We start from the raw sequence: 18,965 nt of genomic DNA, 5'->3' as shown, positions 1-18,965 counted from the left end.
GTTCCAACTGGCTCGGATTTGAACGAATAAGATTCTCGGAACCTGTACCTGGAGAGAATTTACCTCTGCGATGCGGCCCTTTCGAAGGAGGCGCATCGCTTTTTCCTCCGGCATCTTGCCTCCCGCCCAGGTTGATCCCTCATAATCCCGCAAATGGGGCCTTGGAGATCGACCATGCGCGAACTATCGGCGGAAGCCAGGCTGCATTTCTATGCGCGCTCGCTCTCGCGGCGGACCGGGGCGAGCATGCATCATTTCGCGCTCTACAGCGCGTTTGCCGTGATCGCGGCGATCGTGTTCGGCACGTTGTCGATACACCCGTTCTAAGATCTTGCTCGGTCTCGTAGGGTGGGCAAAGCGAAGCGTGCCCACCGCCTGTGTCATCATGCAGAGATCGTGGGCACGGCGTTATGCGCCTTTGCCCACCCTACGGCACCGATTGTGCCTCACCCGCGCTTGAACGGCGCGACCTCGATCCCGGCATCCTTCAAGGCCTGACGCAAGGTCCGCGCGATCTCGACGGCGCCGTGGGTGTCGCCGTGGATGCACACCGTGTCCGTGCGCATCTTGATCACCTTGCCCGTCACCGAGACCACCGCGCCGTCCTGCACCATGCGCACCACACGGTCGGCGATGGCCTTGGCGTCGTGCAGCACCGCGCCCGGCTTCTTGCGCGAGACGAGGTTGCCGTCGTCCTCATAGGCGCGGTCGGCGAACACCTCGTGCACCATCGGCAGATTGGCGTCTTCGCCGGCCTTCACCAGCTTCGAATTGGCGAGCACGACGAAGATCAGGCTGGGGTCGACCGCCCGGATGCCGGCGGCGATCGCCTTGGCGGTCATGTCGTCCTCGCAGGCGACGTTGGAGAGCGCGCCATGCGCCTTCACATGGGTGACCTTGTGGCCGGCCGCGGTCGCGATCGCCTGCAACGCGCCGATCTGGTAGGCGACGAGGTTCTCGATCTCGGACGCCTTCAGGCCCGCGATCGGATGGCGGCCGAAACCGTGCAGGTCGCGATATCCGGGATGGGCGCCGACCGAGACGCCGCGCGCCTTCGCCAATTCCACCGTCCGGCGCATGATGTCGGGGTCGCCGGCATGGAAGCCGCAGGCGACGTTGACCGAGCTTGCCAGCTCGATCATCGCGGGGTCGTTGCCCATCTCCCACGCGCCAAAACCTTCGCCGAGGTCGCAATTGAGATCGATCGTCTTCATGGGTTGCTCTCCGCCTCTGGTCGTCGTGTCGTTTATGGCTCCGCCGTCACCTGCCAGGTTCCGGCATCCATGGCGCTCACAGCATAGCCCGCGACGTTGGCATCGCTGAGCGCCTCGATGTTGAGCGCGACGGTGTCGGCAGAGCGCAGACGGTCGGGCAGGTTGCGGATCAGTTGCGCGAACTTCTTCGCCTCGTCCTGCGCCTCGGCCATGCTGACCGCCCTGAAGCGGAACGCGGTTCCCGCCGAGGTCTGGGCGAGGCGGCCGACATCGGCCGTGATCACGGTTGCGATCTTCGGATAGCCGCCGGAGGTGCCGCGGTCCATCATCAGCGCGATCGGCGAGCCGTTGCCGGGCACCTGGATGCTGCCGTTGACGGTGCCGTCGGAGACGATGTTGTGGCCGTGCAGATGCTTGATGGCGGGGCCCTCGAGGCGGTAGCCCATGCGATCTGACGTGGCCGAGATCTTCCACTCGCTGCCCAGGAACAGCGCCTTGTTGGCGTCGTCGAACTCGTCGTCCTGCGGACCCAGCACGACGCGGATCGGACCGCTCATGGGCTTGGGCAGTTCGATGCGCAATTCGCCCGCACCGCTTGCAGCATCGACCGAAAATTCGTCGCCGGCCTGGAGCGGGCGCGGGTAGGGGCTGCCGAGGCCGGCGCGGGCATTCACCGCGAGACTGCCGAACACCATCTCGCCTTTGATGGCGCCTTCGATGGCGAGATACGTAAACGCACCGCCGCGGGCAAAGCCCAGCGTCAGCGTCTCGCCGTCCTTCAGCGTCACCGACGTGTCCATCGCGACCGGGTTTCCAGCGACGTCCGCATTGCGCGGCGCGCCTGAAATTGCGACACGCACGGCGCCATCGCGCGCGGTGAAGGCGGCGCCGAACGGGCCGATCTCCACAGCGGCTGCGAACGGCTCGTTGCAGACCAGCGTATTCGCCGCCGCCAGCGACAGCCGATCCATCGCACCGCTCACCGTCAGACCATAGCGCTGTGCGCCGTGGCGTCCGCCGTCCTGAACGGAGCTTGCCGGGCCGATGCTGGCGACGACGAGCCGGCTCATGCAAGCACCTGCTCGGCGACGATCTCTCCGGCTTCCGCAGCGTGGTCCAACTCCTCGAAGGTCTTGTAGTCGATGGGGAAGAACGTCACGCGGTCACCGGGTTCGGTGAGGAAGGTCGGATTGCGGTGGAGCTGATAGGTTCTGACAGGCGTGCGGCCGAGCAGATGCCAGCCGCTCGGGGCCGCCAGGCACTGGATCCCGGCCTGGACGCCGCCGATCGAGATCGTGCCGGCGGGCGTGAGCAGCCGCGGATTTTGTCGGCGCGACATGTGCAGGGATTTGTCGAGGCCGCTGAGATAGGACCAGCCCGGCGTGAAGCCGATCATGGCGACCTTGTAGTCGCCGCCCGCATGCCGGGCGACGATGTCGTCGGGCGTGGTGCTCAGCGCCTTGGCGACATCCTCGAGGTCGATGCCATGCTCGCCGCCATAGGCGACGGGAATGCGCCAGCGCCGCGCCTTGGTCACCGGCGGCGGCGGCTGGATGGCGATCGGCAGCAGCTTTTCGCCGAGCGTGTCGAAACCGATCCTGCCGGGATCGTAGTGCACCAGCAGCGAGCGATAGGTCGGCACAGTCTCGGTGATGCCGTCGATAGGATTTGCTGCGAGCGCCTTGTCCAGCGCCAGAACGCGCTGGTTGGCGTCGTCGTCGATGGTGCGGCTGAACTCGACCGTGACGGCGCTGTCGCCACTGGGCAGAAGGCGGGGCGGGGGGAGCGTCGCGGCCATTGAGCTGTCGAAGAGCTGTCGAAATCGGGCTTTTGCAGGAGCGGGCTCGAAGTTCCGCCTCACCCCTGCTTCGCGTAAATGCGCCCGCAAGTCCAATAAATTAATGCAGGAGGCCACGATAAGGCTTTGTTATCGCGTCGCATAACAGCCCACCGGCCCTGCATTATTGATAGCCTCTTGGCCCTTGACGCAAAGCGCCCGGCTCGCAAGATGCGCCCGTTCTTTCCCGCCCATCCGGAGCTCGTCTGTTTCCATGTCGCTGTCCCCCGAAGCCCGCAAGATCCTCGCCGGCATCACCACTGCCACCATCACCACGGTCCTGCTGAAAAAGGGCCTGCGCAATGTGTGGATGCGGGGCGCGCGGCCGCTGCGCCCGGGCCTGCCGCGTCTGGTGGGCCCGGCCTTCACGCTGCGCTTCGTGCCGGCGCGCGAGGATCTGGCGACGCCGGAATCCTGGTCCTCGCCGATCTCGACCCGCACGGCGATCGAGGCGATGCCCGAGGGTTGCATCGCCGTGGTCGATGCCATGGGCATCACCGATGCCGGTATCTTCGGCGACATCCTTTGCGCCCGCATGATGAAGCGCGGCGTCACCGCGCTCGTCACCGACGGCGTCGTGCGTGACGTCGAGGGCGTGCTCGGCACCAACCTGCCGGTATGGTGCGACGGCTATGCCGCGCCGCCCTCCGTTGCCGGCCTCACCTTCGTCGGCTGGGGCGAGCCGATCGGCTGCGGCGGGGTTGCCGTTTTTCCGAACGACATCGTGGTCGCCGACCAGGACGGCTGCGTGCTGATCCCGCAGGCGATGCTCGAGCACGTGCTCAACGAGGGCGTCGAGCAGGAGCGGATGGAGGCCTGGATCGTCAACGAGGTGAACAACGGCGCCGTGCTGCCCGGCCTCTACCCCATGAACGCTGAGACCAAGGCGCGCTACGCCGCCAGCAAGAAGTAACGGAAGCGAGGACCCCCATGGAAATCACTGTTGCCGGCACGCGGCCGACCCGCCGCGCGCCCAAGGAAAACTTCACCGGCACCGTGTGGCAGGACCCCGTGATCATGGCGCCCGCGCCGGCACGGCTGAACTGCTCGCGCGTCGCGTTCGAGCCGGGGGCGCGCACCAACTGGCATCACCATCCGCTCGGGCAGACGCTCTACGTCATTTCCGGCGTCGGCCGCGTCCAGACCAAGGGCGGTCCTGTCAGGGAGATCCGTCCCGGCGACACCGTCTGGATCCCGCCGGGTGAGCTGCACTGGCACGGGGCCTCGCCGACCAACGGCATGTGCCACATCGCCATGCAGGAAGCGCTCGACGGCGTCTACTCGACATGGCTGGAGCCGGTGACCGACGCGGAGTATGGGGCGGCGGTCGGCTAAGGCATTCGTGTCCCGGACAAGACGCATCGCCCCAAGGCGATGCGTCGCCGATCCGGGACCCAGAACTGCCGAACGAGCAAGGAATCTGGGTCCCGGCTCGGCGCAGCAACGCTTCGCGCTGTTGCTTGTCCGGGACACAAGCCCTACATCCGTTCCGCCGTCCACGTGCCCCTGCACAGCGCACCGCGCCAGGTGCCGGAGCCCGAGGTGCCGCTGAGCCGGCCGAAGCCGACGGCGCGCTTGATGCCGGTGCTCAAGGTGACGTTGATGCTGCCGGCGTCCGCCACACGACCCGATGCCGTCACCGCGGCGCTGGTCGATCCGATCTGCCCATTGTTGATACCGATCGCGACGGTGGCGCCGTTGCCGCAGGTCTCGCTCGAGGACGAGATCCGCACGTTCCAGGCGCCGTCGAAGCTGGTCGATGCTGCACTTGCCTGTCCGCAGAGCAGGGCGATGGCCCAGATCGCGGCAAAGATACCCTTGCAAAGAAGTCGCATGACACGCCCCATTGGCTGAACCTGGGGGAGATCGTGTCACGAGACGGGACGGGCCGATGTGAGGGGTGTCACGGATGCGGTCGGACGGTCCAACGCGATCGTGTCCTAGCGTCGCCGCATCAGCCGGGCAGAGGCGTGAAAGCAGGCGTTCGCGCCATCACCTTGCTTTCGCGGTGCGATTGATCACGCGCGCCAGCGAGACGGCGGAGTTTGTATCGACCAGAGGGGCCTTGCCGACAGTCTTTCGCAAGGCGAACGCCTCGGACGCAAAGAGCTTGTCCGGATCATCAGGGGCGTCCTTGATGCCGGTGAGCAGGCGGATTTGCATCCCCTTCAGGAGCTCTGTCACGGCCGGTTTGGCGATTGTCTTGTCGTTGGGGTCGGTCAGGAGCGCGTCTTCCCAGCCGCGGTGAGCATTTTTCGGCGTCACGCGCTCCACGAGCTTGTCGTAGCTGGTCTGGTAGGCGCCGATGGCCACGAGCCGATCGTTTTCGGCGAGCTCAGGCGAAGTGATCACCTCGGAGCGCAGGGTCAGCATCTGTTCGTCCGCATGCTCCAGCTCCCGCTTCATGACGCTGCTTGCAACACCCAGCCAGTGTCGGTGAAATCCGAGCTGGGTGAGAGGATTGATCGTATCAGGCCCCTCAGGCAGCAGGCTGGCCGTGAACTCTATGGCCAGGAGGCAATAGTCCAAGCCGGACACGCGCTGGCCGTCCAGCAGCAATCTGTCGTCGGTCACCACCAGCCGCTTGGCAACCGCCTCGTCGAGATCGGAGCCGGCAACCAGGAGATAGCCGCTGCGGCCGAGCGCATTGCCGTCGGCATACGAGAACAAGGGGGTGACGATGTTGAGTCCGAACAGGCCGGAGACCCGGTCGTAGATCTTTTCAGCCACACGCAACCCGTCGGAAACACCCGGCGCGAGCCCGGTCTGTGTGGTCAGGTCGGCGGCCAATTGCAGGACCTGTTGCGCGACGTCGTGAAACGGAAGGCGGAACAGCCCGACGAACAGGGACAAATTGTCCTGCTTCATGGGCGCGCGCCTGACGGCGTAGATGTTCTTGAAGTCGACGTAACCTGGAGCGGCACCGGCCGCCTTCAGCTGAGCGGCGATCTCGTCATTGCTCAAGATCGTGGGTCGGCGCTGACGCCCGTCGCCGAAGCTGAACTCGGTGAGCACGACGCCGAGCGGAAGGAACGAGCTGAAGAACTTGCCGCCTTCTTGCAAGCCCATTTCGACCATACGCACACCGAAGTAGCTCGCTTCAGGCAGGAAGGTCTGTCCCGCTGTCATCGCATTGCCATCGCTCGACGCGACGTAACCGACATATGGGCGCCGCAACTCGCGGCTCGCCCAGTGCTCCACGACGTTCTTGAGTGTGGCCCAGACTGTCATGACATCCTTCCACTCCAAGCAGCTCACTGGCTGCTCACTGGCAGCGTGCTGCCCAATCGGTCGACTGCGCCAGCAAGATCGGCGAGAGCCAGATCGGGCTCTCTTCGTCGTAGTTCAGGCTTTCCCACGATGCGCGGCAGGCTTTGCGGAACGCGACGCAAACGGATCGCGTCTTGTGGAGCTCGTCATAGAACTCCCTGGCGAACTGCGGCGCGCGTTCGTCCTCGACATTCCAACGGAATCCCAAGGCGTAGGGGATTCCGTTCATCACCAGTTGCTGAACGCAGCCCTTCGAGATGCCACGGCAGGCCGAGAGGTAGACCAGCGTCGTCGCTGAAAGGCCGTCGGAGGCCGCCACCCTGTCGAGCTTCAAGCCGACCGCTTGCTCCGGTAGCAGTCCGGGAAGGACGAGCGTCGCGGTTTGCTGGCCATCGCTCCAAGCATGGCCGGCGTAGTGGAGAATGGTCGGCCGAAACGCGTCGAGCTGCTTCAGCAGGTAGGGGGCGGCCTCGCCCGGAGGGGCATCCGACAAGTTGACGATCTTCAAATCGAAACAGCCCGCGGCACCCAGCTGTTTCACATGCTCCAGTTCGATGTCGATATTGCCAAGCTTGTCGAACTTCTTGCCGGCGCAGATCGCGCTGTCGAGCTTCATATCCGGATGTTCGCCGATCTGTGAACGAACGAACATCAGTTTTGCGCCCGGTTTGATCCGCGCCCGCTCACTGGCCCTTCCGCGGACAAAGGATGGAATGCGCCGGACGATCGGCGCATAGAGCAGCACGAATGGCCCGTTTTCCTCCGAGAGATAACGTACACTCGCCTCGAAGGGCACCGAATAAAAGCCGGCATCGCTGATGACGAACCGGAACGACAGTCCCACCAGCCCGCCTGCCGACTTCTCGATCTGCGAGAACAGATGTTCGCCGATCGCTTTTACGACGAAGCTCTTGAACAAGCGGGTCCCGATGTCCCGCGTTTGGCCGAGCCAATTGTTCAGCGGCATCTCATCGCGCGCGTAGGTTTGAGCTGCAGATTTGAGGTCATCGAGATCGCTGATGGTGTTCCAGCGAAGCATCGGAGAGCCGTCTTCACCCGTTCCGAGCCGACATTCCACCTTGGCGCTATGGATTTCGATCTCGATCACGCGGAAGGCGCCCGGAATCGCATTCGTCTCGTCGGGATGCCCGGTAAGGATCGCAATGAACGGGCGCAAGATCCGATGCCGGTGCAGCTGCAGCGCGTCCATCGGCAGGATCAACGCATTGCCTGCTGCTCTGCACTCTTCCTCCAGGTCCGCGCAGGTCCCGAACGAGGGTGCGATGACCAGCACGGAGGTGTGGGGGTCCTGGGCCAAAACGACGGTGTTGAGGACGTGCTTCGCGCCGAGAGTCGTGCGTGTGTCGTATACGGCGCTGGGGTCGGTCGGCAGTCGGGCGTCGAGCACGAGCAATTCAGTCTCATTCGCGATGAGCCATTCGCTGGTCTGGTCCGGGGTCATCAGAGGCTTGTCGTACAGGTCCTCGAAGGCCACTCCTGCCGCGAGCAGATGTCCTCGCAGGGTTTCGAACATGCTTGGTTCGGCGGTGGCTATGGCAATCTTTGCTGTCATACCGGTGCCTCCTGCGCGCACAATGGCAGGTTGAACTCGAGTCCCGCGCCGTCCAACTCGACCAGAGTGCCGTCGTGCTGCTCGGCAGCCTTGCGTATCGCCTCGATCGCGATGCTGGCCATCTGCCGTGCCCGGTGCTGGCTCTGCTCGATCGGGTCCGCCGCCGACGGCGCCAGGGTGTCGACGCTCGTGGCAGGCAGGCGCATGGACACCGAGAGGTGATGCGGCGGCTGTTCCACGATCGTGACGGTCAATCTGTCGTTCGGCGTGATGCGCAACAGCAGGAGCGAGCTGAGGGCGGAGCGAAACGCAAAGCTCAACCTCTTCGTCCACCCCTTGACCCACAGAGGACGACGTGTCGCAATCTCGTCGATGAAGTGGATCGCGTCACGGTCTTCGACGGGGAGGCCCTCGACCTCGTGATAGAGCACGTCCACTACGTCTAATAGCTCGGGCACCTCCTGCGGCGTCTGCTGAACGGTAAGACGCTCGGACAGACGTTCGAAAGTCAGGTCGGCCCTCAGAAGGTGGTTGGCGGCCTGCTCAAGCAGGTCGGCGCAATTTCTCATGAGCTCTGGTTTGCTCAGGAGCGACTTGGCACCGCGCAGCAAGCCATCGGCCATCAACAGTGGGGCGCGGGTCTCGCGCGCAACGGCCGTGACAGTCTCCTCCAGATAGCCCCAGTCGCTCTCCCGGCTTTGGTCGGCAAGGCTGGTGAACAGCCAGAGTTGATGACCATAGTCGTCATTCAACGGCTCGCGATTCGCGAGAGTCGTCAGCTCGGTGCGAGGTGCGTCGCCGATCGTCAGGTGGATATGAAGACGGTGCTGGATCCCGCATTCCGACAGTTGCATGGAATCTTCGTTCCGGACGCCAAATGACGAGAGCTTCTTGTCACGCGCCTGGCCGAAGATGTTCTCCGCTGCACCATTCATGTGGCAGATCGTTCCAACGGCGTCGACGATGACGGCCGCCTGCTCGATTCTGTCCATGAGCGCGTGCTCGATCGCTTCGTGCCAGCGAGCCGCAAAGATCTGTTCGCAGTCGGCGGCGAGGCCACTCGCCGCGTCCCGATCAGGCCCGCGGAACGCGTTGAGCTCCGAAGATTCCATGTCCAGGATCAGTTCGATCTTGCCATTCACGAACAGGGGGACTGTCATGGCCGATCGTTGATCGGGTGCGGTCTTGATGAAGCCGTAGTTGTGCTCGGTATCGCTGATGTCAGGAACAACCAGAATGTCCCGCTCGGCCAGGCAACTGCCGAGCATGCCGCTGGACAGCTCCTGGGTGTATTCGGCCTTGCGGTCAGGTGCTTTCACGAGCAGGTTTCGGTCGTTCTTGACGTGCTCGGCGACCAGCACGAACTTGCTGCGGCGGCGATCGACCCGGAACACGCCGACATATTCCCAGCCCAGGCATTTCGTGGTGCCTGTAGCCAGCAGCTCAGCGATGGCGCGTGCGCTCGCGGCCTTGTTCAGATCGTCCTTGAGTTTGCGCAAGGCGCGTGCCTGGGCATGTTCCATGGCCGCGTCTGCGGCCTGCAATATCTCCTCGACGCCGAGATTTTGCAGCGTGCGCAGGTCCGAGGCGGTGTATTTGTGCTTGCGGGACAGCAGAGCCAGCGAGCTTCCAAACCGGCCTCCGGCTTTGCGGATCGGCAATACGATCATCGACTCGAATTCGTCGGCGATGATGGCCTTGCTCACCGGGTTGTCCATCTCCTCCGGATTGAGGCGCTCGACGAACGCGGCCAAATCGTTGTCCCACGTCTTGCCCTGCTCGAGCCAATCGATCACGCCGGGCGGCACCTTGAACCAACGCGTGCTCCACTCCCAGCTGGGTCTTGGAAAGACAGTGACCGCTCGCCAATAATCGCTGAGATCGTTGTAGACCCCGAACGTGCTCATTTCGAATGGGATGACCTTGCCGATGACCTGGAGCGTTGCCTCGATGATCTCTTGCGGATCATCGTGCTCGGCTAGAATTGTCTTGAGTTCGCGACGGGCGCGATCTTCGGCAAGAGGAGCGAACAGCACCAATAACCCGGCCGAGCTGTTCGGTGCTTCCATGTAGGGCGTTCCGCTAACCCTTGCCAGAACAGAACGACCGTCTTTCGGGCGGAGCCTGACGAAGCTCGAGAAGCCAGTCTGCTTGGTGATCCATTCGGCGAACGGGTTCGTCGCTCCCTCGTCCTCGGGTCCGAATACGAGGGAGAGGGACATCTCCTTGAGTTCTGATTCCGAGAAGCCCAGAACCTGCACCGCGCGCTCGTTCGCGAACCGGATCTTGCCTGTCAAGTCGGTGCGGAGCACGCCATCCTGCAAGGCATCGAGGCGGCTCTGTTCAGCGCTCTGGTCGAGAAGGAGTGCGTAATTGCCCGGCTTTCCATCTTCGTCGCGCAGCGGGCCGATCTCAACTCTGACCTGACGAACCGCTTCGTCGGTCTGGATGTCTGCGCGCAAACTCGTGTTGTGATTTGCCCGGAGGGCCATGCACACATCGGCTGCACGGGATCCGAACAACCCGGAGAAAGCCGCGCCGCGCCTGCCGGGAATGAGCTTGTCGAATGCCGCGTTCGAATAGACGATGCGGCCGTCGTTCGCCAGTTCGACGAAGGGAAGCTCGCTGTAATGTGCGGCTTCATCGAGCGCGTCATACCGATCCGACAATACGCTCAGCATGGTGTTTTGCGATTGCAGGATTTTGCCGACGGTGTGAGCGTCGAAACCAAACTCCGAAACCAGCATCCGCGCTTGCTCGTCGACCAGAGGCTGCAGCGCGGTCGTCAAGCTTGTCTGCCGACTTCGGAGCGCGCCGATCACATGGCGTCGTATGCTCTCCTCCGACATTAATAAGCCGGGGCCCCAGTCACCGGAGACCAGCGATGGCGTCGCACGGAGTTCCTCCATAACAACCTCGCTCGCTTACGCAACTAAAGGCGCCGAAAGGAGGTCGGGAATCGACTCGTTTCGGTCTACTCAATTTCGGCGAAATGGCGCCGACTGCGCGGTAAACAGGTCGCAAATAGTCTGGCTATCAATCCAGACTAGAAGCAACGACGGCGGGCAGAGTATGAAATGGTTCACAATGGGGGCATTTGAATCGAGCGGTCGTACGCACGAGGCCCCGGCTCTCATCGGCGGGGATAGCGACCACTATCCCCGCGATCGGATCATCGATTGCAGGTTGTGCAGCGAAAAAGCGTCAGCCTGGCTGCGCCATGTTGGCTCACGTGCAATCAGCGCCGCTCAATTCACCCGCGTCCAGGTCTGGCCGCCGCAGAACATGCCGCCGAAGGCGCAGCCCTGCACGCGCAGGCGGTCGGTGCCCTTCATCGCGATCGTGGAATCGTAGGTCGAGCCGGAGTTCGGATCGAGGATGCGGCCGGACCATTTCTGGTCCTTGCTGGGCTTCATGTTGATCAGAACCTGCTCGCCATTCTGGTTCGATTTGCCGTCGACCGAATAGCCGCAGAGATTGGTGCCGCATTGCTCGATGCGGACCTTGCCTTCCTTCTCCTCGGTGAGCCAGACGCCGAGCGGTGAATTGAGATCGCGCGTGGCCGCTGTTGCAGGAGCTGGTGGGGCGACGGCGGCGGCCTGAACGGGGGCAGGGGCCGGTGCGGGCGGCGGAGGCGGGGCCGCAGCCGGAGGTGCGGCAGCTACGGTCGGGGCCGGCGGCGGCGCGGCGGGCGCTGCCTGCTGCTGGACCGGTGCAGGGGCCGGAGGGGGCGCGGGCGGCGGCGACACGGCGGTCTCGGCCGGCGCATTGCTGGCGGTCGCGGCCGGAGGCGGAGCAGGCGGCGGGGGTGCTACGGCGGCGGGGGCAGGCGAAGGCGCCTGCGCGGCCGCTGGCGGCGGGGCGACCGGCGCAGGAGCGGGAGCTGGCTGAGCCGGCGTTTGCGGCTCGACGGTGGCTTGCTGCGGCGCCTGCTGGCCCGGACCCGTCTCGTTCTTCTTGGCCTTCTTGGCCTTGCCCTGGCCGGTGTTGTCGTACACGCCGGGAATCTGCACCGTGCCGCGGTCCGGATCGATGCGGATGGTGCGCCCGCCATATTCGAAAGTGTACTGGGCTTGAGCAGCTGTGCTCGCCAAAAGGAATGCGGCCGCGGCCAACAGCTTCCTCATTTCCATCTCCTGAGCAGATAGTCCCCGGACCGACGCTTACGCCCCGGTTCGATCTTCAAAAGTGATCTAGATCACTGTTCTCGGTATGAGTCGTGCGCGCGCCGACCTTGGTTCAATAACGCCGAACTCGGCCCGGAGTTGGGCGGGGCGGCCCCGCGCCAATGTGGCGCGCCCGACCGGCGAAAATTCAGCGCGCCGCGTCTACTTCCGCGGACAGCCCGCATTGGCGGCCTGGTGGGCGCGGGCAAGCGCTGCGTCGTTCGCCTTATCGGCATGAACATCGACCGAACCGACGAGGCAGGCCCTTGTGCCGCTGATCGCGAACACGGAGAGCTCCTGGAGCTCCTTCTCATCCTCGCCGACCTGTCGCCAGGTGCGGATCACCGCGGCCCTTGGCACGCCGGCTCGCATGATCCATTGCACCTTTTCGCCGAACGACTTGCCGGCGCCGCGCCATTGCGCGGTCGGCCCGGACACCTTCTCGATTGCGCTCCGAGGCGCAATCGTGACTGATACGATGTTGCCTTCGTCGGCAAAGCTCACCACGTAACCGGCCGGACCCGGGCAGGTCCACAGGCCGAGTTCATCTGTCGACTCGTCCTTGCAGGCCGGCCCTGTCGCGGGCATGAACTTCGTCTGCGCGAGCGCGCCGTGAGTCCCGCTGATCCCGAGCACGATTGCGACTGCCAATTCCCTTCGCATTGCTAGTCGAACCACGCTGCATAGATCTTCTTGTAGCTGCCGTCTTCCATGGAAATGTGCAGCCATTGGTCGACGAAGGCCTTCAGCGCCATGTCGCGCTGGAGCCAATAGGCCTTCTCGGAGAAGTCGAACGGTTTTTCGGGATGCACCGCGCAGAGCACGCCGGCGTGCTGCTTCTGCTGGTAGCGCGTCTCGGAGGCGTCCGTCATCATCAGATCGGCGTTGCCCTTGGCGATCTCGTCGAAGATCACGGTATTGTCGGAGAAGACGGTGATCTCGGCGTCCTTGATGTTGGCACGCGCAAAGCGCTCGTTGGTGCCGCCGGGATTGACGATCACGCGGGTGCCCTTCTTGTCGATGTCGGGAAGCGACTGGTACTTGCCGACGTCGGCGCAGCGCGTGATCGGCGTCTTGCCCTCGCGCATGATCGGCGTCGAGAAGAAGCCCTTTTTCTGCCGGTCGAACGTGACCGAGACGCCGCCCATGGCGACGTCGAACTGGTCGGCCTCGAAATCCTTCATCAGCTTCGGCCAGGCCGTCGGAACGAACTCGACCTTGACCCCGAGGGCCTTGCCGAGCGCCTCAGCCATGTCGACATCGAAGCCGCTGAACTGCTGCGTCGCCTTGTCCAGATAGGTGAAGGGCTTGTAGTCGCCGGTCATGCCGACGCGCAGGGTGCCGCGCTTGACGATCTCGTCGAGGCGCGAGGGCGCCTGCTGCGCTTGAGCCGAAAGGTTTGCCAGCAACGCCACGGCCGCAGCCGCCAAGATTCGAACAGCCATCCGAACGATCATCTCTTTTCCACCCCTGCGCGAGCTGTCATTGTGCAGCTCTTGAGGGGTGGATTTAGACCAGATGCCGGTCGCTGGCGAGATGGAATTGAAGGGAATTCTGACGTGACGATCTCGATGTACGAGGCCTCTGTCGGTCTCTTCGTCCCGCATTTGCGCAACCTGTCGGGACTGCTCGACAAGGGCGTGGCGTATGCGGAGGCCCGCAAGTTCAATCCGGCCGTTCTGCTCGGTATGCGGCTGGCCCCGAACATGTACGATCTGGCGCAGCAGGTCGGCGAGGCCTGCCGGCATGCGGTGGTCGCCCCGGCCTTGCTGGCGGAGCTCGAGCCGGTGGCGCTGCCGGCGCTGGAGCACGACATGGCCGGGCTCCAGGCGCGGATCGCAACCTCGATCGAGTTCATCGACAGCCTGCCGCGCGCGGAGATCGATGCCGCGGCGGAGCGGAATGTCTTCTTCAAGCTGAAGAACGGGACCGAGCTGCCCTTCACCGGGCGCGCGCTGCTGCTGACGTTCAGTGTCCCGCAGTTCTTCTTTCACGTCACGACCGCCTACGACCTGTTGCGGCACGCAGGTGTCGAGCTCGTGAAGAAGGATTTTTTGGGAAGGAAGTAGTTGGCGAGGCGCGATGTCACCTCTCCCCGTCGGGGAGAGGTGCACCGAGACCTGCGGCCGGAGCGTTAGGCTTCGCCCTTGCGCTCGTAATCGGCGAGCGAGCTGCGGCCGGCGATCTCGCTGCGCAGCTGCTCGAAGCGCCTGTTCGCCTCGTCCTGCTGGACGTCGACGAAATGTACCGCGGCCTCGCTGGTCATGGGGCCGCTGACCACGGGCGTGGATTGTTCGCCGATGGTCTCGTGGACGTAATACTGGCCGTCATCGCCGCGATGGACCGTCCATTTCAGGCGGATCGCCACCATGGGCCCGGGCCCGACCTTGCTGTAGCCGTCGGCATCGGTGTGCTCCGGCACCAGCGGCTGCTCTTCGACCATTGGATGCTCGTCGACTGACTGATGCTCGTCGACCGACGGATGCTCGTCGACAGCCGAATACTCATCGACGACCTGATGCTCGTCGGGGTCCACGTGCTCGCGCTCTCCGGCAACCACGATCTCCGTCTCGGTCTTGCGAATGACGAGGACGGGCTCGGGGTGCTCCAGGATGCTGGCGATGGTCGCCAGCGCGTGGTCGGTCGGGTCGATCTCTGACAAGGGTCCATCCTCCAGCTCGACGCGGCCGGCCAGTCTGTCCCACTGCCGCCGCGGCCGGACTTATTACGCGCGTTTGATTAAGGCTGAGTTGGGGCTCGATCTGCACCAAAATGGGACGCATTCTGGCCTTCCGAAGGCGGGTGGGCTAAGCATGATCCGGAAAAGTGCGCAGCGGTTTTCCGAAAAGATCATGCTCAAACAATAACTAAAGCGCGATGAGGATTCATCGCGCTTTGTCCGCCCGCCTTCGGCCTGTTCAGCCCAGCACGTCCTGATTGATGATGTTCTGCCGGATGGGATCGCCGTCCAGCACGCTCAGGATATTGCGCGCGGTCTGCTCGCTCATGCGGCTCACCGCCTCCACCGTGACGCCGGCGACGTGCGGGGCGATGATGACGTTGGGCAGCGCGAACAGCGCGTTGCTGACCGGCGGCGGCTCCACCTCGAACACGTCGATGCCGGCGCCGGCGAGCTTGCCGGAGACCAGGGCGTCGTACAGCGCGGCTTCCTTCACGATGCCGCCGCGCGCGGTGTTGATGAGATAGGATTTCGGCTTCATCCGGCGGATCCGCGCCGCATCGAACAGGCCGAAAGTTTCCGGCGTCTTCGGGCAGTGGATGGTGACGAAATCGGCGTGAGGCAGCGCGGCGTCGAGGTCAGCGACGGGTTCGCAGCCGGCAGCCTTGATCTCGGCGGCGGGCTTGTAGGGATCGTAGACCTGCACGGTCATTTCCATCGCCAGGCACCGCTTGGCGGTACGGCTGCCGATACGGCCGAAGCCGATGATCAGCACGGTCTTGCCGTAGAGATCGAACGGCAGCATGCCGAGCCGGTCGGCCCATTTGCCGTCCTTGACGCAGGCGTGCAACTCGTTCGCGCGCTTGGCCAGCGTCAGCATCATGAACAGCGCCTGCTCGGCGACCGAGGGCGAGTTGGCGCTGCCCGCGACCATCAGCGGTACCTTGCGGCGGGAGAGGGCGGGCACGTCGACGGCGTCGTAACCGACACCGATGCGGGTCACGACCTTCATGTCCTTGGACGCCTCGAGCTCGGTCTCGCCGAAGGCAGTCGCGCCGAGCGCCACGCCATGGACCGGCGCATGGCTCTTCAGCAAGGCCTCGAAATCCCTGGCCGAGATCAGGTTCGCAAACTCGACGAGCTCGATATCGTCCCGCTGGGTGAGGAGGGCGCGTGCTCCTTGCGACAAAGTTTGTGTAACGAAAATCTTCTTCTTGTTGGTCGCCATCGTCCCCTGCCTGCGCGAGTTTCTTGGACCGGCGTCACAACACGACGCCGGTCGCCTCGTTTAGCAGGTGCATGTTATTGAGGTCCATCGCCAAACGCATGGGTGCCCCGTCCTTGGCGCCGGCGTTGGGATCGACGCGGCCGCAGATCGGCGTGCCCTCGAGCCCGAAATAGACCAGGGTCTCCATTCCCATCGGCTCGGTGACGTCGAGCACGGTGTCGAAGCTCTCGACGCCCGGCCCCAGATGCGCATGCGACTCGGTGAGATGCTCGGGCCGCAGGCCGAGCAGCAGCTTGTCGGTGCGCGGCAGCGCGTTGTAGCGTGCCGCGCGGGCCGGCGGCAGCGCGAACGCGATGCGGTCGGTGAGCCGGATCTGGAGCGTGCCGCCGGCGTCCTCGAGCCGGCACGGGATGAAGTTCATGGCGGGCGAGCCGATGAAGCCGGCGACGAAGCGCGTGGCCGGCTTGTGGTAGAGCTCGTTCGGGGTGCCGATCTGCTCGATCTTGCCCTTGTTCATCACCACCACACGGTCGGCCAAGGTCATCGCCTCGACCTGGTCGTGGGTGACGTACACGGTCGTGGTGCGGACCTTCTGGTGCACCTTCTTGATCTCGATCCGCATCTGCACGCGCAGCTTGGCGTCGAGATTGGACAGCGGCTCGTCGAACAGAAAGACTTTCGGGTTGCGCACGATGGCCCGGCCCATCGCGACGCGCTGGCGCTGGCCGCCGGAGAGCTGCTTCGGCTTGCGGTCGATCAGGTCGGTGATGTCGAGGAGGCGGGCGGCTTCCGTCACCCGCGCCTTGATCTCGGCCTTGGGATAGTGCTTCAGGCGCAGCCCGAACGACATGTTCTCGGCGACCGTCATGTGCGGATAGAGCGCGTAGTTCTGGAACACCATCGCGATGTCGCGGTCCTTCGGCGGCACGTCGTTGACGACGTCGCCGTCGATCATAATGTCGCCGTCGCTGATGTCCTCGAGCCCCGCGATCATGCGCAGCGTCGTCGACTTGCCGCAGCCGGAAGGCCCGACCAGCACGATGAACTCATGGTCGGCGATATCGAGATCGATGCCGCGCACGGCTTCGACATCGTCGTAACGCTTAACTACCTTCCGCAAAGCAACGTCAGCCATGAGACATCAACCCTTTGTCGCGCCGGCGGTCAGGCCGGCAATGTAGTAGTCCATCAGGAAGGCATAGATGACCAGCGGCGGCGCAGCGCCGAGCAGCGCGCCGGTCATGATCTGTCCCCAGTTGAACACGTCGCCCTTGATCAGCGTGGTGGTGATGCCGACCGGCAGCACCAGTTGATCCACCGACGTCGTGAACACCAGGGGATAGAGGAACTGCGCCCAGGACACCGTGAAGGCGAAGATGGTGGCGGCGATCAGGCCGGGCAGCGCGACGGGAATGAAGATCCGCGTCAGCGTCTGGAGCCAGGAGGCGCCATCGATGAGGGCCGCCTCATCCAGCTCCTTCGGGATCGAGGCGAAATAGCCGATCATGATCCAGGTGCAGAATGGCACGGTCAGCGTCGGATAGATGAACACCAGCACGTACCATCTGTTGAGCAGCGTGATGCCGGTCAACTCCTGGACGCCCCCGAGCACCTTGAACAAGGGGATGAACAGAAGGCTGTCCGGAATCAGGTAGGTGAGGAAGACGCCGGTGGCCAGCGTCGCCGAGCCCCAGAACTTCATCCGGGCCAGCGCGAAGGCCGCGGGAATGCTGATCATCATGGTCACGATCACCACGATGATCGAAATTATCGACGAATTCCAGAAGAAGCGCAGAAACTGGTTCGAGCTCAACAGCTCGACATAGTTCGATAGCGTCGGGTGAAACACCCACCACGGGTTGGTCGCCGCCGAGATCTCCGCGCTGCTCTTGAGCGAGGTGATCAGCATGTAGACCGGCGGCGTCAGGAAGAAGATGGCGAACAGCACCAGAAAGAAATAGGACCAGCGCAGCGCCCAGACGCGGTCGCGGCTCATGCTGCCGTATTTGACCTTGCGGGACGGTCCGGCCTTGTCGATTGCGAGCGTGCTCATCAGGCTTCGTTTCCGCGTTTGTTGACATCGCGCAGGATGAAGATCGCAGCGACCGCCAGGATCGGCACCATGAACAGCGAGACGCAGGCGCCGAGCGGAATATCGCTGCTCTGGATGCCGACCTGGAACGCCCAGGTGGCGAACAGATGCGTCGTATCCAGCGGGCCGCCCGACGTCAGGATGCGCACGATGTCGAAATTGGCGAAGGTGACGATCAGCGAGAACAGGGTGGTGATGGCGATGATGTTGCGCATCATCGGCAAGGTGATGTGCCAGATCTTCTGCCACCAATTGGCGCCGTCGATCTCCGCGGCCTCGTACAACTGATCAGGCACGGATTTCAGCGCCGCCAGATACATGATGAGGAAGAACGGCGCGCCGTACCAAACGTTGACCAGGATGACGGAGAAGCGCGCCCAGAAGGTGTCCCCGAGCCAGGGAATCGGACCGACGCCGAAGAAGGACAGGGTGTAGTTGAAGGCGCTGTAGGAGGGATCGAACAGCCACAGCCAGGCCAGCGTGCTCATCGCCGGCGGAATCACCCAGGGCACCAGCAGCATGCCGCGCCATTTGCGCTGCTTCTTGCCCGGAATGTTGTGGACGAAATGCGCGACGATGAAACCGATCAGTGCCTTGAAGACCACCGCGGTGATGGCGAAGATGCAGGACTGCCGCACCACCATCCAGAACGTCTCGCGCTTGAACAGGAAGGTGAAGTTGCTGAGGCCGACGAACTTGGTCATCGCCTTGTTCAGCGTCGCGAGGTAAACCGAGTAGAAGGCGGGGTAGAGCACGAGCAGGGCGATCAGAAGGATCAGCGGCAGCGTCAGGAAGAACGCCACCGTCGATTTCCGCCCGAGCGCGTTGCGAAGGCTTGATCCCTTCCGCGCGCCCCTTGTACGGACGACGCGACCCTGCTCGACGATGACATCGGCCATCTCAGC

Annotated in this window: 19 protein-coding genes; 4 read left to right on the top strand and 15 right to left on the bottom strand. The window is 63.8% G+C overall.

Going from position 1 to position 18,965, the window contains the following annotated elements:
• Positions 1 to 174: 174 nt before the first annotated feature.
• A complete protein-coding gene (locus tag RAD10_RS19440) occupies positions 175 to 327 on the top strand; it encodes a hypothetical protein (protein ID WP_165637618.1) in 153 nt (50 codons plus the stop codon).
• Between the two features lie 119 nt (positions 328 to 446).
• Here the strand turns inward: RAD10_RS19440 and RAD10_RS19435 are convergent, their stop codons facing one another.
• Genes RAD10_RS19435 through pxpB form a run of 3 tightly spaced genes read right to left on the bottom strand, consistent with a single transcriptional unit; the run spans position 447 to position 3,012 of the window.
• Positions 447 to 1,214, bottom strand: coding sequence for a LamB/YcsF family protein (locus RAD10_RS19435; protein WP_028144574.1), 768 nt, complete (start codon positions 1,212 to 1,214; stop codon positions 447 to 449).
• Positions 1,215 to 1,246: 32 nt separating this feature from the next.
• Positions 1,247 to 2,284: a 5-oxoprolinase subunit C family protein gene (locus RAD10_RS19430; protein WP_461618806.1), complete on the bottom strand. Its 1,038-nt coding sequence runs from the start codon at positions 2,282 to 2,284 to the stop codon at positions 1,247 to 1,249.
• The gene (gene pxpB / locus RAD10_RS19425; protein WP_461618805.1) at positions 2,281 to 3,012 is read right to left on the bottom strand and encodes a 5-oxoprolinase subunit PxpB; all 732 of its coding nucleotides are present in this window, start codon (positions 3,010 to 3,012) and stop codon (positions 2,281 to 2,283) included. The genes RAD10_RS19430 and pxpB overlap by 4 nt, the downstream gene beginning before the upstream one ends.
• Positions 3,013 to 3,265: 253 nt before the next feature.
• On the opposite strand from pxpB, the gene RAD10_RS19420 reads away from it, so the two are divergent.
• Together RAD10_RS19420 and RAD10_RS19415 are read left to right on the top strand one after the other, a co-directional pair.
• On the top strand, positions 3,266 to 3,964 hold the full coding sequence (locus RAD10_RS19420; protein ID WP_018317993.1) for a ribonuclease activity regulator RraA: 699 nt from the start codon (positions 3,266 to 3,268) through the stop codon (positions 3,962 to 3,964).
• Positions 3,965 to 3,981: 17 nt separating this feature from the next.
• On the top strand, positions 3,982 to 4,386 hold the full coding sequence (locus RAD10_RS19415) for a (R)-mandelonitrile lyase (RefSeq protein ID WP_027542853.1): 405 nt from the start codon (positions 3,982 to 3,984) through the stop codon (positions 4,384 to 4,386).
• A 143-nt stretch (positions 4,387 to 4,529) separates the two neighbouring features.
• Here RAD10_RS19415 and RAD10_RS19410 read toward each other — a convergent pair whose 3' ends face one another.
• The 7 genes from RAD10_RS19410 to RAD10_RS19380 all read right to left on the bottom strand — a co-directional run bounded on the left by RAD10_RS19410 (position 4,530) and on the right by RAD10_RS19380 (position 13,505).
• Positions 4,530 to 4,886, bottom strand: a complete 357-nt coding sequence (locus RAD10_RS19410) for a hypothetical protein (RefSeq protein WP_461618804.1) — start codon at positions 4,884 to 4,886, stop codon at positions 4,530 to 4,532.
• A gap of 157 nt (positions 4,887 to 5,043) precedes the next feature.
• Positions 5,044 to 6,282 (bottom strand): hypothetical protein, encoded by a 1,239-nt coding sequence (locus RAD10_RS19405; protein ID WP_461618803.1) that lies wholly within the window; start codon positions 6,280 to 6,282, stop codon positions 5,044 to 5,046.
• Positions 6,283 to 6,316: 34 nt separating this feature from the next.
• Positions 6,317 to 7,894: a CHAT domain-containing protein gene (locus RAD10_RS19400; RefSeq protein WP_461618802.1), complete on the bottom strand. Its 1,578-nt coding sequence runs from the start codon at positions 7,892 to 7,894 to the stop codon at positions 6,317 to 6,319.
• Positions 7,891 to 10,683: a PAS domain-containing protein gene (locus tag RAD10_RS19395; RefSeq protein WP_461618801.1), complete on the bottom strand. Its 2,793-nt coding sequence runs from the start codon at positions 10,681 to 10,683 to the stop codon at positions 7,891 to 7,893. Before RAD10_RS19395 ends, RAD10_RS19400 begins: the two co-directional genes overlap by 4 nt.
• A 459-nt stretch (positions 10,684 to 11,142) precedes the next feature.
• Positions 11,143 to 12,021 carry a DUF2147 domain-containing protein gene (locus RAD10_RS19390; RefSeq protein WP_461618800.1) on the bottom strand — a complete coding sequence of 293 codons (879 nt, stop codon included), beginning with the start codon at positions 12,019 to 12,021 and terminating at the stop codon, positions 11,143 to 11,145.
• Positions 12,022 to 12,222: 201 nt separating this feature from the next.
• Positions 12,223 to 12,711, bottom strand: coding sequence for a hypothetical protein (locus RAD10_RS19385; protein ID WP_461618799.1), 489 nt, complete (start codon positions 12,709 to 12,711; stop codon positions 12,223 to 12,225).
• Between the two features lie 14 nt (positions 12,712 to 12,725).
• Positions 12,726 to 13,505 (bottom strand): transporter substrate-binding domain-containing protein, encoded by a 780-nt coding sequence (locus tag RAD10_RS19380; RefSeq protein WP_461618798.1) that lies wholly within the window; start codon positions 13,503 to 13,505, stop codon positions 12,726 to 12,728.
• A 126-nt stretch (positions 13,506 to 13,631) separates the two neighbouring features.
• On the opposite strand from RAD10_RS19380, the gene RAD10_RS19375 reads away from it, so the two are divergent.
• Positions 13,632 to 14,129, top strand: coding sequence for a DUF1993 domain-containing protein (locus RAD10_RS19375; protein ID WP_461618920.1), 498 nt, complete (start codon positions 13,632 to 13,634; stop codon positions 14,127 to 14,129).
• A 65-nt stretch (positions 14,130 to 14,194) separates the two neighbouring features.
• Here RAD10_RS19375 and RAD10_RS19370 read toward each other — a convergent pair whose 3' ends face one another.
• The 5 genes from RAD10_RS19370 to RAD10_RS19350 all read right to left on the bottom strand — a co-directional run bounded on the left by RAD10_RS19370 (position 14,195) and on the right by RAD10_RS19350 (position 18,959).
• Positions 14,195 to 14,722, bottom strand: a complete 528-nt coding sequence (locus RAD10_RS19370; protein WP_183707129.1) for a hypothetical protein — start codon at positions 14,720 to 14,722, stop codon at positions 14,195 to 14,197.
• Between the two features lie 256 nt (positions 14,723 to 14,978).
• Positions 14,979 to 15,968 (bottom strand): hydroxyacid dehydrogenase, encoded by a 990-nt coding sequence (locus RAD10_RS19365; RefSeq protein WP_461618797.1) that lies wholly within the window; start codon positions 15,966 to 15,968, stop codon positions 14,979 to 14,981.
• A gap of 34 nt (positions 15,969 to 16,002) precedes the next feature.
• Positions 16,003 to 17,103 carry an ABC transporter ATP-binding protein gene (locus RAD10_RS19360; RefSeq protein ID WP_461618796.1) on the bottom strand — a complete coding sequence of 367 codons (1,101 nt, stop codon included), beginning with the start codon at positions 17,101 to 17,103 and terminating at the stop codon, positions 16,003 to 16,005.
• A gap of 6 nt (positions 17,104 to 17,109) precedes the next feature.
• Positions 17,110 to 18,021 carry a carbohydrate ABC transporter permease gene (locus tag RAD10_RS19355; protein ID WP_091963585.1) on the bottom strand — a complete coding sequence of 304 codons (912 nt, stop codon included), beginning with the start codon at positions 18,019 to 18,021 and terminating at the stop codon, positions 17,110 to 17,112.
• On the bottom strand, positions 18,021 to 18,959 hold the full coding sequence (locus RAD10_RS19350; protein WP_461618795.1) for a carbohydrate ABC transporter permease: 939 nt from the start codon (positions 18,957 to 18,959) through the stop codon (positions 18,021 to 18,023). The genes RAD10_RS19355 and RAD10_RS19350 overlap by 1 nt, the downstream gene beginning before the upstream one ends.
• Positions 18,960 to 18,965 lie beyond the last annotated feature (6 nt).

The sequence above is a fragment of the Bradyrhizobium sp. 23AC genome, assembly GCF_054863025.1.
The sequence above is the reverse complement of the archived record's forward strand: the minus strand, read 5'-3'. Positions and strand labels throughout refer to the sequence as shown.